Below are 14234 nucleotides of genomic sequence, written 5' to 3' on the forward strand. Positions count from 1 at the left end.
TTCTTCAAGTTTCCAGTATAAACAGTTCATATCTCACCGGACAAGATCATAATCGCAGATCTCGCCGAATATCGTGTAGAGAAACTTGGACCAGGAGTGATGCGCCTTGTCGAGATGGAACGAAGGCCATCGATTCGACGTGCTGCGCGCCATCCCCGTGGTGTACGGCACCCTCTGGAGCCTGTGCGTCGCCCTTTGCGGCACGGTCGTCGTCTTTTTGATGGCGCACTATGGCGAATGGGGCCCCGAGCGGATCACGACAGCGGCGTACGTCATCCACTGCCTTGCCGTCCTGTTTGGCGCCATGGCAGCCGCGCGCCAAGGCCAGGGGCACGGATGGTTTCACGGCAGCGCCACCGGACTCCTCTACGCCGTCATCATGGTCGCCATTGGCCTCTTTGTCGACAACACCTTCACCTTCGACGCTGGAGGACTCTTTCGCATTCTTCTCATGTCGGTCATCGGCGCGTTTGGCGGCGTCATGGGGAGCGCGTGGGTTCGCTCGTAACACCCCCGCGGGGGATGCGGGAGGCCGACGGGCTGCAGACGCGCAACGACCTCCCCATCCAGCTTTTACGCCCCGCCGTGTTCTTTGTGATGCTCTCCGAATTCCCGCTCCGCCTCCGAAGGACCATCGTGACCCTCATCGGTCGCCTCGACATCGTGGTCCACGCCGCGATCCTCGGCCTCGTCCGCCTCATCCTCGGCTTCGTCGTGTTCCGCGCCATGGCCTTCTTCCACGACGCGGACAATGGCGCGCTGGTCCATCTCCACGTCCACGCCATCTGCGATGCGAACAATCGCGATGTCGCCCTGCATCGCGACGATCTCGCCGTACAATCCCGCGGCCGTCATCACGCGCGCACCCGGCCCCAGTTTCTTCATCATCTCTGCGCGGCTCTTCTGCTGGCGCCGCTGCGGCAACAGAATGAGCACGTAAAACACCACAATCAGGAGAATCAAAAACAGAATACTGCTGCTACCCTTCAAACTCACACGTCCTCTCGCTCGGATGTATAACCGTACCTACTGTAGAATTCGCGCTTGAACGCCAAAAACCTGTCCTCCTCGATAGACTTTCGAATTTCCCTCATCAGGTTGAGCAAAAAGTGCACGTTGTGATACGTGGTAAGCCGCACGCCGAGGATCTCTTCCGCCTTCAGGAGGTGCCTGATGTACGCGCGGGAAAACGTCCGGCACACGCGACACGAACACGACGGGTCGATCGGGAGAAGGTCGTCCCTGTACTGCGCATGTTTCATGACCATCTTGCCAGTCGATGTGAACACAGTTCCGTTGCGCGCAATGCGCGTAGGAAGGACGCAATCGAACATGTCGACGCCCCGTTCCACACCCTCGAACAGATCGTCCGGGCTGCCCACGCCCATCAGATACCTGGGCTTCTCTTCGGGAAGGAGCGGCGCCACGTGCGACAGAATCTCGTACATGAGGGACTTCGGCTCCCCGACGCTGAGCCCGCCGATGGCGTAGCCGGGCAGGTCGAGCTCTACCAGCGCCTCGACAGCTTGACGCCGGAGATCCAAATGCTCTCCGCCTTGCACAATCCCAAACAGCGCCTGCTCTTCCGGGCGCGCGTGCGACTCCTTGCATCGCTTCGCCCACGCAAGAGTCCGCCGAAGGGAGGTCTCTAAATACGATCTCGTCGCACCGTAGGGCGGACATTCGTCGAGCTGCATGATGATGTCCGCTCCCAACGCATTTTCGATGGCCATCACCGTCTCGGGGGAAAAGAACCGCGGACTTCCGTCGATGTGGGAACGAAATTGCACGCCCTCGTCCGTAATCTTTCGCAGGCTCGCCAGGCTAAACACCTGAAACCCGCCGCTGTCCGTCAGGATGGCGCCTTTCCACTGCATGAACCCATGCAGCCCTCCGGCGCGCTGAACAATGTCCTCTCCGGGGCGCAAGTGAAGGTGGTACGTGTTCGCCAGGATGATGCCCGCGCCGAGCTCCTCAAGCTCCCAAGGCGCCATCGTTTTCACGGTGGCCTGTGTGCCAACCGGCATAAACACCGGAGTGTCGATCACGCCGTGCGGCGTGTACAGCCTCCCCCTCCGCGCCTCCGTGCGGGAGCATCGCTTGAGGAGTTCATACCTCACGGGTACCTGCAATGTCGGCCCTCCTCTTGATGAACATGGCGTCGCCAAAGCTAAAGAACCGGTACGAACGCTCCACGGCCTCGCGGTACACGGCCTTCGCGTAGTCCGTGCCCATGATGGCGCACACCAGCATGAACAGCGTCGACTTGGGCAGGTGAAAATTCGTAATAAGCCCGTCCATGATGTGGAACTTGAAACCCGGATAGATGAAAATGTCGGTCTCTCCCTGCTTCGCCTCCAGCACACCGGACTGACCCGCCGCCTCGAGCGTCCGCAGCGCCGTGGTGCCGACGGCGATGACCGGCCTGCCGTCGGCCTTGGCGCGGTTCACCATCTCGGCCGTCTCCGGACTGACTTCGTACCACTCGCTGTGCATCCGGTGTTCTTCCACGTTTTCCACCTGCACGGGGCGAAACGTCCCGATTCCCACGTGCAGCGTCACGTGGCATAGCTGAACGCCCTTGTCCCGAAGTCTCTGCAGCAATCGCTCCGTGAAATGGAGACCCGCCGTGGGTGCGGCCACCGATCCCACGCGTTTCGCGTACACGGTCTGGTACCGCTCCTGGTCCTCCAGTTTTTCATGAATGTAAGGCGGAAGGGGCATCTCACCCAGCCGATTCGCGATGTCGATCACGGACTCCGTTGTGTCGAATCGCACAAGCCGTATGCCTTCGTCCTCCTCGCCCACGACTTCCATCTCGACGACATCTCCACCTTCGCCGAGCACCAGCCGGTGACCGACGCGAACCCGCTTCGCGGGGCGAGCCAGGCATTGCCATGTATTCGGCTGATGGTCGATCGGACGAACCAGCAAAAGCTCGACGTGTCCGCCCGTGTCGGGCTTCACAGCATGTAAACGCGCAGGCAGGACGCGCGAGTCGTTCATCACCAGGACATCGCCCGGATTCAACTCCTCGACAATGTCCGCAAAGATGCGGTGCCGAACGACGCGATCCACCGGATCGACCACAAGCAGCCGGGATTGGTCTCGCTCCGGCAGCGGCTGTTGCGCAATCAAATGCTCAGGAAGTTCATAATCAAAGTCTTCGACGCGCACGAACATTCCTCCCAACGCGTATCACAGGGTCAAAGCGAAAAAAGCTGCCCCATCACTGGGACAGCCCGTTTCGTCTCATGGTTTCGTGGCCCACGGACGATGTCGTGTGGGACGAACGAGCATCACCCATTATACCGAGGCTCACCGCGGGAATTCAAAGGCTGGCTCAAGGCCGCTTCCACGATGCTGGCGACTTCCTCGTAGTTGCCGGTGTTCAACCCTTCGAGCGCCGTGTGAAGGTCGTGGGCCTGCGCGACTACGGTCTGGACGTTGGCCGAGCTCAAATCGCTCAGGTGGACGTGCACGCCTACCTCTTGCGCCAGGAGATAGCTCGCGTACTGCGCAGGCGCCACGTGATTCGCCAGCGCCTGGTCCCACACGCTCCGCGACAGGGCCATGCTATAGACATTGCCCTGGCCCTGCGTCGCGCCCTGAACGGCGCTCGTCACAGCGCGATTGATGTCGGAGCCGACGTCGTCGCCGTCGAGCGAGGTGGTGGCCACCACGACACTGTCGTTTCGCGGCATCTTCCCCTCGGCCGCGAGCTCACCAACGAGCGATCGGACCGCGTCCGCGAGCGGTTTGCCCTTCACGCGCACGTGCGCGAGGATGGACTGGCCGACTGCGTTATACGCGCTCGCCGACACCACGCGCATGTGCTGGTCGACGGCAAGGCTCCACTCGGCATTGGCATCGACCGACACGAGCGCCTGGGGCCGCGCGCCCCACCCGGCCACGGACAGTGCGCCCCCTCCCATCGCGGCGCAGAGGGCGCAAGCCGCAACGGCCCCAATCGCCACACGGCGTCGGGCCCAAGCGCGCAGCAACCCTCCGCCCGCCCGTCCTCCGACGCCCATGTCGATCACGTCGCCGACCGACATGCCGGGCCTCGCGGTCACGTTCACAAAGGCTCCGTCGTCCGTGAGCAAAATGGCGCGATTGCCCTGGAGCTCCACCACGACGGCGCGACCCCGGACTCGCACACTCATGACGTCAATCCCCTTCCGCCCTGAGAAGAAACGACTTCAACATCGGAAAGTCACCGGACAGCAAGAGAACCATCGCAAGGATGTACTTGCGCTGGCGTTCGAGCGTCTTGCGCGACACGCGGACCCGTTCCTCCACTTGACGAAGCGGCAGCGCCTTGCGCCGATAGACGTACGTCACAAGTTCGGGATCAGACGCAATCGCATGGGCGCACAAGAGCGCGTTTCGGCGCGCGTCTTCGTGCTTGGGCGAAAGCTCCACCAACTCCCGAAAGGACAACCCAAACTCCTCGAGCCGACGGGCATACTCTTCGATCTCGTACGCCCGCATCGCGGCCTCTTCCCGGCGCTGATGCTCCGCGATGGAAGACGCCACCTCGACCCAGTTCGAGACGTGATCGTCCTCGTCGGCTTGATCGAATTCGCTCCACGGGCGCAGCCGCGCGCGATGCTGACGCTGCGCTCGAAAGAAATCGACGAGGCGCCGCCGGATCACGGTTTCCGCAAACGTCAGAAACGACGCCGCGCGCTCATCTTGATACCGATCGATGGCCTCGTTGAATGCCGCCAGCGACACGCTGTATTCGTCGTCCGCGTGTGGATCGATATATCGCTTGGCCGTTTGCGACGCGATTCGCAGGATAAAGGGTATGTACAGGGCAATGAGCTCATTGCGCGCGTGCGCATTTCCGGCTTTCGCACTTTGGAGCAGGCGGGCCAACTCGTTTCGTTCGTCTAATGACCTTCCGCGAAACGGGAGAACGCCCACGCTCCCACCTCACCTCATGAATTCGTTCCCGGCCCCACGTTTACGGGGGTGCGGATGGATAAGCCGGCGTTCTGCTTCAGCCTGAAGGCACGGAGCGCCCCAGGTGGCGATAGGCGGACGGCATGACGACGCGCCCGCGCGGCGTCCGCTTCAAGAAGCCAATTTGAAGCAAGTACGGTTCGTACACGTCCTCCAGCGTCGACGGCTCCTCGCCGACTGCGGCCGCGAGCGTGTCGAGCCCGACAGGGCCCCCGCCGAATTTGTCCATCGCCGCCTCTAGAATCCGCTTGTCGGTGGCGTCGAGCCCCAGGGGATCCACGTGCAGTTGCGCGAGCGCCTCGGCGGCCCGCGCCGCATCAATTTCCGGCCAGCCTGCGACCTGCGCGATATCGCGCACCCGCTTCAACAGCCGGTTCGCGATGCGCGGCGTTCCTCGCGCTCGGCGGGCAATCTCGGCGCATCCGTCCTCCGTGATGGCCAGTTGCAGAATCCGCGCATTGCGCTTGACGATCTCGGCGAGATCGCGCACCGGGTAGTAGTCCAGATGCAGCATCACGCCGAAGCGATCGCGCAGGGGGTGCGACAGGAGCCCCGCGCGGGTCGTGGCGCCAATCAGCGTGAACGGCGGAAGGTCCAGCCTCACGGAGCGGGCACTCGGACCTTTGCCAATGACGATGTCAATCGCAAAGTCCTCCATAGCCGGATAGAGGACCTCTTCGACGCTCGGCGACAGGCGGTGGATCTCGTCGATGAACAGCACGTCGCCCGGCTGCAGATTCGTCAGGATGGCCGCGAGATCGCCGGCGCGCTCAATGGCCGGACCGGAGGTCACACGGATTTGGACGCCGAGCTCGTTGGCGATGATCATCGCAAGAGACGTCTTGCCGAGACCGGGCGGACCGTACAGCAGGACGTGATCGAGCGGCTCTCCGCGCTCTTTGGCGGCCTGAATGAAGATCCTCAGGTTCTCCACGACAGCGCGCTGGCCGATGTAATCGTCGAGAAAACGGGGGCGAATGGTGTCAAGCTGCGCGTCCTCGCGCATCCATTCGGCAGAAATCAGTCGCTCGTCCATCCGGCCACCTCCTCATCCCTCGGCTACGGCTGCGACAGCGGCTCGGTCCGCGCGTCTCGCGCATACAGATACGTCAGCGCCGCCTTGATGGTGTCTTCGACGGACTGGCGACCTCCGCCGACCGCGGACACCGCCTCTTCGGCCTCCCGAGGGCGGTACCCGAGCGCGACAAGTGCTGACACCGCGTCCTGTGCCGCTGAAGCCTGCGGGCCAGAAACAGGAGCGGGAGCGCGCAAGGCAACGGGCGCCAAGTCGTCGAGCTTCTCGCGCAGTTCTACGACCAGCCGACTGGCGAGTTTGCGGCCAATGCCGGGCAGGCGACTCAGGCTGTCGGCGTCCTCCGCCAGGATGGCTGCGACAATTTCGCCGACTCCTGCAGCCCCAATGACCTGAAGCGCCAGCTTGGGCCCAATCCCCGACACCGCAACCATGCGTTCAAACAGAGCCCGTTCCTCGACGGTCTCGAAGCCGTAGAGCGCCCAGCCGTCCTCGCGCACATGATGGTGTGTATACAAGAATGCGGTGTCGCCGAGGTTCAGCGCCGCGTGCGTGCGATCGCTCACATGTACGCGATAGCCCACGTCTCGCACGTCGAGATCGACATACCCTGGCCCGAGGAACGTCACGCGCCCCCGCAAGAAAGCGATCACCGAAAACGCCCCCGTTCCCACATCCATCCCGTCCGCTTGCCTGCGGCCAGTCTCGCCTCCAGCTCGCCGATCCGTCCGGCATGCGCATGCGCGATGGCGACTGCCAGCGCGTCGGCCGCGTCATCGGGCTTCGGGACGCTCGTCAGCCTCAAAAGGAGTCTCACCATCTCCTGAACCTGCCGTTTGTCCGCTCGTCCGTACCCTGTCACCGCCTGCTTGACCTGCATGGGCGTATACTCCGTCACCGCAAGCCCCGCTTGCGCGCCCGCCAAGAGGGCAACGCCGCGCGCCTGGCCGACCGTGAAGGCGGTCGTGGCGTTGCGGCTGAAGAACAGCTCTTCCACCACCATGACCTCAGGACGATACGTTCGGCAGAGCTCCGTCAGTTGTTGAAAAATATGCTGAAGCCTCTCGGGCAAAGGCGTGTCTGCACCCGTCTCGATACAGCCGTGCGACACATGGCGGAGCGAATCACCCGGCCCTCGCTCAATGATGCCGAATCCCAGCCGGGCCAAGCCGGGGTCCACGCCAAGGATGCGCAAGGACTCCACAATCGCTCCTCCTCGTGTTCTCTATTTGTCATTCGCCACGAACCCTCGAAACTCCTACCCATACAGATATGGAAAATAGAAGGACAGGATGACAACAGGGCGATCGCTGCGTCACACCGAGCGATCGCCCGGAATCCGCCCACCGGGATCGCGCATATACACGGGCGTGAGGAAGTAACAGCTGAGGGGAATGTCAAGTCGCCACGCGGGCCTCGATCCGGCAAACGCCACCACCGCATCGTCCTCGACCCGCCGACGCTCGATCATCATCGCACCTGTGTTCGTCTCGTTGACGAGAATCACGCGGCGCGCAGGATGGTGGACGCGATGATGCGATCCGAAGTCCGTGCTCGCCGACGCTGCCTCGTGGGCCTCCACCGAGGCCCCCCACGCCATCGCGGCGCAGGCGGACAAGGCCGCAAGCACTGCGCGCATGCCACCCTTTCGCATGGCCATCTGAACCTGCCTCCCGCCTCATCGAGAAGGTTCAGAAGTTAGCGTGCGCACATGCGAGACCATTATGCGCCTACTCGTCTTCTTCCTCCTCGTCGCCCGTGTCGAGATTCGTGTACACGGTCTGTACATCGTCCAGCGACTCGAGGGCCTCGACGAGATCGTACACCTGTTCCAACGCCTCCTCGGGCAGATCCATCTTCGTCGACGCCTCGTACGTGAGGGACGCTTCCTCGTAGGGAATCCCTTTCTCCTCGAGACTCATTCGCACGGCGCGGAAGTTGTCCGGGGTCGTCTTCACGACGTACGTGCGGGATCGCTCGATCACGTCCTCAGCCCCCGCCTCGAGCGCCACCATCATCAGATCATCCCCGTCCACCTTGTACTTGGGGACGACGATCTCGCCGAACCGCTGGAACATCCACGCCACCGCGCCGGATTCGGCAAGATTCCCGCCGTGCTTGCGAAACAGGTGCCGAACCTCCGCGGCGGTGCGGTTGCGGTTGTCGGTGAGGATTTCGAGCAGAAGGGCCACCCCATGCGGGCCGTACCCTTCATAGAGCAACTCTTCGTAGGTGGCGCCTTCGATCTGCCCCGTGGCCTTCGCGATGGTGCGCTGGATGTTCTCCATGGGCAGGTTGTTCGCCCTCGCCCGTTCGATGGCGACGCGCAGCCGGAAATTCGTCTCGGGATTACCGCCGCCCTCGCGCGCCGCCTGGTAGATATCCTTGGACAGCTTGGTGAACAACTGCCCGCGAATGGCGTCCTGCTTGCCCTTTCGCCGCTGAATATTGTGCCACTTCGAATGTCCCGCCATGTCCATTCACTCCAAGCATCAAGTTCCCCAGTCGCGCAGATACCGAAAGTCGAGGCCAATGGTTCGCCCCGACAGCTTGGCGATGATCGGCATGCGCCGCTTGTACTGATTGTGTCGAACGCGCTCGACGATGGCCCGCACCAGGCGCTCTGGATAACCGCGGCTCACGATCTCGTCCGGCGACATCCGGAGATCCACCCACTGGTACAAGATCTCGTCTGCCTCGTCGTACGAGAAGCCGAGTTCCTTTTCATCCGTCTGATCCGCCCACAAATCCGCGCTCGGCGCTTTCTCGAGGATGCTGCTCGGCACGCCCAGATGCGCAGCCAACTGCCGCACCTGGCATTTGTACAAATCCCCAATGGGATTGAGCGCGCTCGCCATGTCGCCGAACTGCGTGCCGTAGCCGAGCAAGAGCTCCGTCTTGTTACTCGTGCCAAGCACAAGTGCGTTCATGGCGGCCGACAGATCATAGAGCGTTACCATCCGCTCCCGCGCCATTCGGTTGCCGCGCCGGAGCGCGTTCGCCTCGTATCCGAGGACCCGATCCACCTGCTCGAAATACGCATCCACGGGGGCGGTGATGTCGATGATCGTGTGCGGAATGCCGAGCGCCTCGACGACCTTGAGCGCATCCTCGAGGCTCTTCGGATGGCTCGTCCGGTACGGCATCAGCACCGCGTGCACCCGATCCCGCCCCAGCGCCTCCGCCGCCAAAAACGCCGTAAGCGCCGAATCGATCCCGCCAGACAGGCCAAACACGGCCTTTTGGAAGCCCACTTTCGTCACCTCGTCGCGGAGAAACCCCGTCAACACCGAGGTGACGAGCGAGGGATTCAACGCAAGCTTTGCCTCAATCTCCGGCCTCATCGGTCGACCTCCTGCGCACAGCCTCCTGCATCTCGGCGAGCACGAGGCGAACGCGCTCGTCGCGCAAGAGGGGCGTCGTGTAGCGCGCCCGCCGCACCATTCGAAAGTCGAGATCGGCCACGACCAACGCGCTCTCGGATGCGGGCCCTTCGGCCACCCACTCCCCATCCGGCCCCATCACGCCGCTGCCTCCGTAAAAATGGACGCCGTCCTCGTAGCCGACGCGGTTGGCGAAGACAAAAAAGCAGCCACACAGCTGCGCATACACCTGCAGCAACTGCCGCCAGAAAGCATGCGAACCGAAATCGGAAGCGGCCATGGTGTTGCGCCATGGGCTAGAAGCCGGAACATAGATGATGGACGCGCCCTGCACCGCGAGCAGATAAGGACTTGAAAGGTGCCAGGCATCCTCGCAGATCAAGACGCCAGCTTGTCCTCCCTGCGCGGAAAAGGTGCGGATTCTGTCGCCCGGCGCAAAGTAGCGACGTTCGTCGAACATCCCGTAGGTCGGAAGGTACAGCTTCCGGTGCCGGTGCACGAGGCGGCCGCCGGATGCGTAGGCCGCCGTCACAAAAAAGCGGCAGTCGTCCGCCTCCTCGACGAAAGAGAAGATCACATCCAGTTCCTGGCTCGCCTGAATGAGGCGTTGAATGTCGGGGTGACTCACATGGCGCGCCACCTCGAGCGTGAGATCCTGCGTCTGATACCCGGTGAGCCCGAGCTCGGGAAACACGAGCACCTGCGCGTTGACTTGTTTGGCCTCGTTCACATATTCGAGATGCCGGCTCAAATTCGCGGACACGTCGCCCAGTTTGGGCGCAAACTGCGCAATGGCGACGCGGAACGCCGACCAAGCCACGTCCATTCCCCCACCCGTCGACTTCGTACCCAAACAGTATACATGGTGCGCCGAGCAAACGGAAGAAAGCGCCTGGCGGCGGTCCGGACGCGTATCAGGCTTCGAGCTCGCGCAACCAGGCTTCGTGCAGGCGAGCGCGCTCCTCTTCGCGCCTGAGCGCATAGCGAAGCCGCCACATCCGGCTCGCGGATTGACCTCCGCGAAACGCTTCCGCGAGCGCGCGCAGCGCCATGTCCGGCCACGCACCGAGCCTCACGAGCGACACCAGGTGCTCCTCATGCAGTTCCGCCTCCTGCGCGTAGGCGAGCCAGAGCCGTTGATACGAGCGGGAACACAGAGGAACCAGGTATGCGACGTGGCTCACCCACTGAATGGGATCGGCAAACGGATCATCGTAGCCGGCGTGATCGAAGTCGATGAACATCACAGTCCCGCCTGGACCGACGAGCACGTTGTGGGGCGCGAGATCGCGGTGACAGAAGGCGAGCGGACGCGCTCCCTCCACGTAAGACGCGTACACCGCGCGAGCGCGAGCGGCGATGCGGCGGAGCAACTCGGCCATCTCGGCATCGGCCGTCACGGCCTTGAGCCGTTCGAGGAGCTGGAGTTTCGCCCGCCATTTGTCTCGCAACGTGGCGGTTTGCAAAGCGCGAAGGACCCCTTGGGTCGGCGCAGCGCGCTGGGCCCGCGCCAGCGCACGCGTGACCGCAAGGCGCTCCGATTCGTCGCTCGCGTCGACATGCCGGCCTTCGAGCCAAAGCTGGAGATAATACCACGCGCCGCGCCCGTCGGAGACGCGCATTGTCCCGCGCGCCGTCTCGAGCGGACTGGCGGCGGCAACGCCAAAGCGCGGATAGTGACGGAGGACGTCGGCGAGCGCCCGAAGGCGCTCCTCGCTGTCCTGGGGACGTGCGCGCTTTAAGATATACCGCGACGTCCCCGCGACAATCCCCCAGACCGTGCGCTTATGCACGATAGCCTCCGCTTCGATGCCGTACGCGCGGCGGACGAGGTCGGCCATTTCGCCGGCATCCATCACGCATCGTTCCCTACGCGCACGACAAACGGCTTGGACCAACCCTCTTCGTCGGTCTCCGGCAGCATCGACTCCGCCCACCTGTACAGCTGATGCATATGCGGGCCTCCGTCGCCTTCGGGACCAGGCAGCGTTTGTTCCGCTATCTCGCCCACAGGCCCACCATTCTCGTACGCCGACGCTTCTGCGTCAGGCGCGTTCCACGGCTCAACCCCTTCATCGGGCATCACTTCGGGCGGCTGCTGCAAGTGCCCCTGATGGCCCTGACCGCCGAGGAACACGTCGGGCGAACCTTCCGTGAGCGCCCCTTGAGATGGCGCAGCCCCAACGCCAGGAGCGGGCATCCAGGCGCCTGGAGACAGTTCGGGTGCCTCCGCAGGCATTTGCGGCTCGCTGCCGAGCGGCACATAGACGACAAGCCCGGGTGTCAGCTCGCGGGAAGCGAGCGCAGGATTCAGGTGCTCGAGGTCCTCCACGGTGACGTTGTAGCGATCCGCAATGCTGGCCCAGGTCTCACCAGGCTGCACCGCATGCGGCCACACGTAGCCGAAATAAGGTTTTGTGACCACCTTGCTCGACTTCGGCTGCGCTTTTTCGCCTTCGGCTTGGACGAGGTTCCTTTGCCTAGTTCAGGAATGATGATGGTCATGCCTGGCGTAATGTCGTTGGCGTTCTTGATCTGCGGATTCGCGGCGAGAATGAGCGGCAGGCGCACGCCTGTCTTGCGGCTGATTTGGTACAGCGACTCCCCTGGTTTGACGACATACTTTTTCATCCTGGCTCCAACCTCCTAGGCTTTCGCGGAAGCTAGAGCAGTATATGCGCAAGCCTACGAGGTGGCACTGGTTCCGCCGGGAAAGACGACATTCGGCACAGGACCGCTCATGACGATGTACACGACGGGCGATCTCGCCGTCACATGCACGGGCGATCGGACGAGCGGGGTGATCGTCATGACGTCGGCAGTGAGGTCAAGGTAGACGATGTGCACCACTTGATTCACGCCTTTCGAGGCCACGTCCGCGTCGAGGCGCGCATGAACAGCTCCGACGAGGGAAAAAGACACTGGGACCGTGGCGGTGTAGCCCGCAAGGATAGACCCCGAAAGCGCCTGGAGAACGGGGAGCGTGAGGGTCTGTCTGCGAAGCGTCTCGAGGCGGGTTTCGCTTGCGTGGATGGCTTCACTCTGAAGCTTGGCGAGCTTCGCCATGTTCAACGTGACGATGGAAAACGCCTGGCCGTTTACGCCGCGTTCCATGCGGATGCTGACCAAATCTTTCCCATCTGGGTAGGATGAGAGCACCTCTCCCATGGCCTGGTTCAGCGCTTCGGTGGCGACGCGCGTGGCGAGCGACGCCGATGCGGTGCGCACCATAGGCGCGAGCCTCCACTCCAGCCAAAACACCAAAAGACCGATGGCCGTAAAGCTCACGAGAGCAAAGCCGAACCATCTGCGCGCTGGCTGGCGCCGTCCCAGGGCGCGCACCGCTGGGGTCCGTCCGGTTCGCCCAGGGCGCGGCACAAACCATCTCGGCACCGCCCTCACCCCCTCGTCCATACGTACGCGGGTGTGAGGCGGCGAATGCCTCGCGATGCCGATATCTCATCCTTTCGTACGCAGTCGAACAAACTGCCGCTTGCCTCGCTGAAGGACGTCACCGTCCTGTGGGCAGTACTGCATATCCGTGTCGGTCACTTTCGTCCCATTGATTCGAACGGCGCCCTCCTGAATGGCGCGGCGAGCGTCGCTGTTCGACTGGGCAAAGCCGAGGTCCACCAGCCACTTGACAATCCATTGCGCCTCGCCGGTTACCCGCCGCTCGGGCATGTCCTCCGGCAGACCACCTTTTTGGAAGACGGTGCGCCAGTGTTCCACGGCTTCCCGCCGCGCCTCTGGCCCAAGAAATCGCTCGACGAGCTCTTCGGCGAGCTGCATTTTGGCGTCGCGCGGGTTCATCCGCCCGGCCTCGACCTCCCTGCGCATCGCCTCAATCTCATCCTGCGGCCGAAGCGATAGCAGCTCATAGTATTTAAACAACAAGCTGTCCGGCACGGACATCAGCTTGCCGAACATGTTGTTGGGCTCCTCATTCAAGCCAATGTAGTTGCCGAGGCTCTTCGACATCTTGTGGACGCCGTCTAACCCCTCCAATAGGGGCAACATCACCGCCACCTGCATGGGCTGGCCAAATTCGCGCTGAAGGTGGCGACCCATGAGCAGGTTGAACTTCTGATCCGTTCCGCCCAGTTCCACGTCCGCGCGCAGGTGAACCGAGTCGTACGCCTGCATGAGGGGATAGAATTCATGGACGTGAATGGGACGATTGTCCTGGAATCGCTTTTGAAAATCCTCTCGCTCGAGCATGCGGGCCACGGTGATGGTCGACGCGAGGCGAATGACCTGCGCGAAATCGAGCGGCGCGAGCCAATCTCCGTTGTACACGACCTGCGTCTTCGCCGGATCGAGGACCTTGTACAACTGTTCCACGTACGTCTTCGCGTTCTCGGCCACTTCTTCCGCCGAAAGTTGCTTGCGTGTCTCGGCCTTGTCGGTGGGATCCCCAATCTGGCCCGTGAAGCTGCCAATCACGAGGAACACCTGATGACCAAGGTCCTGAAACTGGCGCAACTTGTGCAGCACCACGGTGTGCCCCAGATGAATGTCGGACGATGTCGGATCGATGCCAAGCTTCACGCGCAGCGGTCTTCCGGTCCGCACGGATTCCCGCAGCTTCTGCACCAATTCGTCCTCCGGGACGATCTCGGCCGTCCCGCGCCGAATGATAGCCAGTTGGCGTGCCACTTCCGCCTCCTGGTCCGGAGTCAACACGGTCTCCACTGCCACCTGATTCGCTCCTCCTGCGTCCGTTCGATAGAGTGTCCCATCCTCGGCGCCTGAAGCGCCAAGACTCGGTGTCCCCACAATAGCATATCGCCGCCTGTTTTTCACCGGCCGGAGCGCCCCTGAGACCTGGTATGGTCCGCTTCGCT

17 protein-coding genes are annotated in these 14234 nt (G+C 62.7%); 1 reads left to right on the forward strand and 16 read right to left on the reverse strand.

Annotated elements, in window-relative coordinates; genetic code table 11:
* Nucleotides 1-106 precede the first annotated feature (106 nt).
* Nucleotides 107-508, forward strand: a complete 402-nt coding sequence (locus tag TC41_RS10225) for a TIGR04086 family membrane protein (protein ID WP_014464974.1) — start codon at nt 107-109, stop codon at nt 506-508.
* Between the two features lie 65 nt (nt 509-573).
* On the opposite strand, the gene yajC is transcribed toward TC41_RS10225, so the two are convergent.
* The 16 genes from yajC to tyrS form a co-directional block, all read right to left on the reverse strand.
* Nucleotides 574-990, reverse strand: a complete 417-nt coding sequence (gene yajC, locus TC41_RS10230) for a preprotein translocase subunit YajC (RefSeq protein ID WP_041695323.1) — start codon at nt 988-990, stop codon at nt 574-576.
* Nucleotides 991-992: 2 nt separating this feature from the next.
* Nucleotides 993-2132 (reverse strand): tRNA guanosine(34) transglycosylase Tgt, encoded by a 1140-nt coding sequence (gene tgt / locus TC41_RS10235; RefSeq protein WP_041695324.1) that lies wholly within the window; start codon nt 2130-2132, stop codon nt 993-995.
* Nucleotides 2110-3177, reverse strand: a complete 1068-nt coding sequence (gene queA / locus TC41_RS10240) for a tRNA preQ1(34) S-adenosylmethionine ribosyltransferase-isomerase QueA (protein WP_041695843.1) — start codon at nt 3175-3177, stop codon at nt 2110-2112. The genes tgt and queA overlap by 23 nt, the downstream gene beginning before the upstream one ends.
* Before the next feature lie 122 nt (nt 3178-3299).
* On the reverse strand, nt 3300-4166 hold the full coding sequence (locus tag TC41_RS10245; RefSeq protein ID WP_041695325.1) for an anti-sigma factor domain-containing protein: 867 nt from the start codon (nt 4164-4166) through the stop codon (nt 3300-3302).
* Between the two features lie 4 nt (nt 4167-4170).
* On the reverse strand, nt 4171-4932 hold the full coding sequence (gene sigI / locus TC41_RS10250) for an RNA polymerase sigma factor SigI (protein ID WP_041695326.1): 762 nt from the start codon (nt 4930-4932) through the stop codon (nt 4171-4173).
* Nucleotides 4933-5008: 76 nt separating this feature from the next.
* Nucleotides 5009-6007, reverse strand: coding sequence for a Holliday junction branch migration DNA helicase RuvB (gene ruvB, locus TC41_RS10255; RefSeq protein WP_014464981.1), 999 nt, complete (start codon nt 6005-6007; stop codon nt 5009-5011).
* Nucleotides 6008-6030: 23 nt separating this feature from the next.
* Entirely contained in the window at nt 6031-6657 is a 627-nt protein-coding gene (gene ruvA, locus TC41_RS10260) for a Holliday junction branch migration protein RuvA (protein ID WP_014464982.1), read from the reverse strand.
* Nucleotides 6654-7208 (reverse strand): crossover junction endodeoxyribonuclease RuvC, encoded by a 555-nt coding sequence (gene ruvC, locus TC41_RS10265; RefSeq protein WP_014464983.1) that lies wholly within the window; start codon nt 7206-7208, stop codon nt 6654-6656. Before ruvC ends, ruvA begins: the two co-directional genes overlap by 4 nt.
* A gap of 111 nt (nt 7209-7319) precedes the next feature.
* Nucleotides 7320-7664, reverse strand: a complete 345-nt coding sequence (locus TC41_RS10270) for a hypothetical protein (RefSeq protein ID WP_014464984.1) — start codon at nt 7662-7664, stop codon at nt 7320-7322.
* Nucleotides 7665-7734: 70 nt separating this feature from the next.
* Nucleotides 7735-8478: a YebC/PmpR family DNA-binding transcriptional regulator gene (locus tag TC41_RS10275; RefSeq protein WP_041695327.1), complete on the reverse strand. Its 744-nt coding sequence runs from the start codon at nt 8476-8478 to the stop codon at nt 7735-7737.
* 18 nt (nt 8479-8496) lie between these two features.
* Nucleotides 8497-9348, reverse strand: a complete 852-nt coding sequence (locus TC41_RS10280) for an NAD+ synthase (protein ID WP_014464986.1) — start codon at nt 9346-9348, stop codon at nt 8497-8499.
* Nucleotides 9332-10213, reverse strand: coding sequence for a nitrilase-related carbon-nitrogen hydrolase (locus TC41_RS10285; RefSeq protein WP_014464987.1), 882 nt, complete (start codon nt 10211-10213; stop codon nt 9332-9334). The genes TC41_RS10280 and TC41_RS10285 overlap by 17 nt, the downstream gene beginning before the upstream one ends.
* An 88-nt stretch (nt 10214-10301) precedes the next feature.
* Nucleotides 10302-11243, reverse strand: a complete 942-nt coding sequence (locus TC41_RS10290; RefSeq protein WP_014464988.1) for an aminoglycoside phosphotransferase family protein — start codon at nt 11241-11243, stop codon at nt 10302-10304.
* Nucleotides 11243-11812 carry a LysM peptidoglycan-binding domain-containing protein gene (locus tag TC41_RS10295; RefSeq protein WP_014464989.1) on the reverse strand — a complete coding sequence of 190 codons (570 nt, stop codon included), beginning with the start codon at nt 11810-11812 and terminating at the stop codon, nt 11243-11245. Before TC41_RS10295 ends, TC41_RS10290 begins: the two co-directional genes overlap by 1 nt.
* Before the next feature lie 260 nt (nt 11813-12072).
* A complete protein-coding gene (locus TC41_RS10300) occupies nt 12073-12780 on the reverse strand; it encodes a sporulation protein YunB (protein ID WP_237699906.1) in 708 nt (235 codons plus the stop codon).
* A 66-nt stretch (nt 12781-12846) separates the two neighbouring features.
* Nucleotides 12847-14088 (reverse strand): tyrosine--tRNA ligase, encoded by a 1242-nt coding sequence (gene tyrS / locus TC41_RS10305; protein WP_041695329.1) that lies wholly within the window; start codon nt 14086-14088, stop codon nt 12847-12849.
* Nucleotides 14089-14234 lie beyond the last annotated feature (146 nt).

This window comes from Alicyclobacillus acidocaldarius subsp. acidocaldarius Tc-4-1 (assembly GCF_000219875.1).
Lineage (GTDB): Bacteria > Bacillota > Bacilli > Alicyclobacillales > Alicyclobacillaceae > Alicyclobacillus > Alicyclobacillus acidocaldarius_A.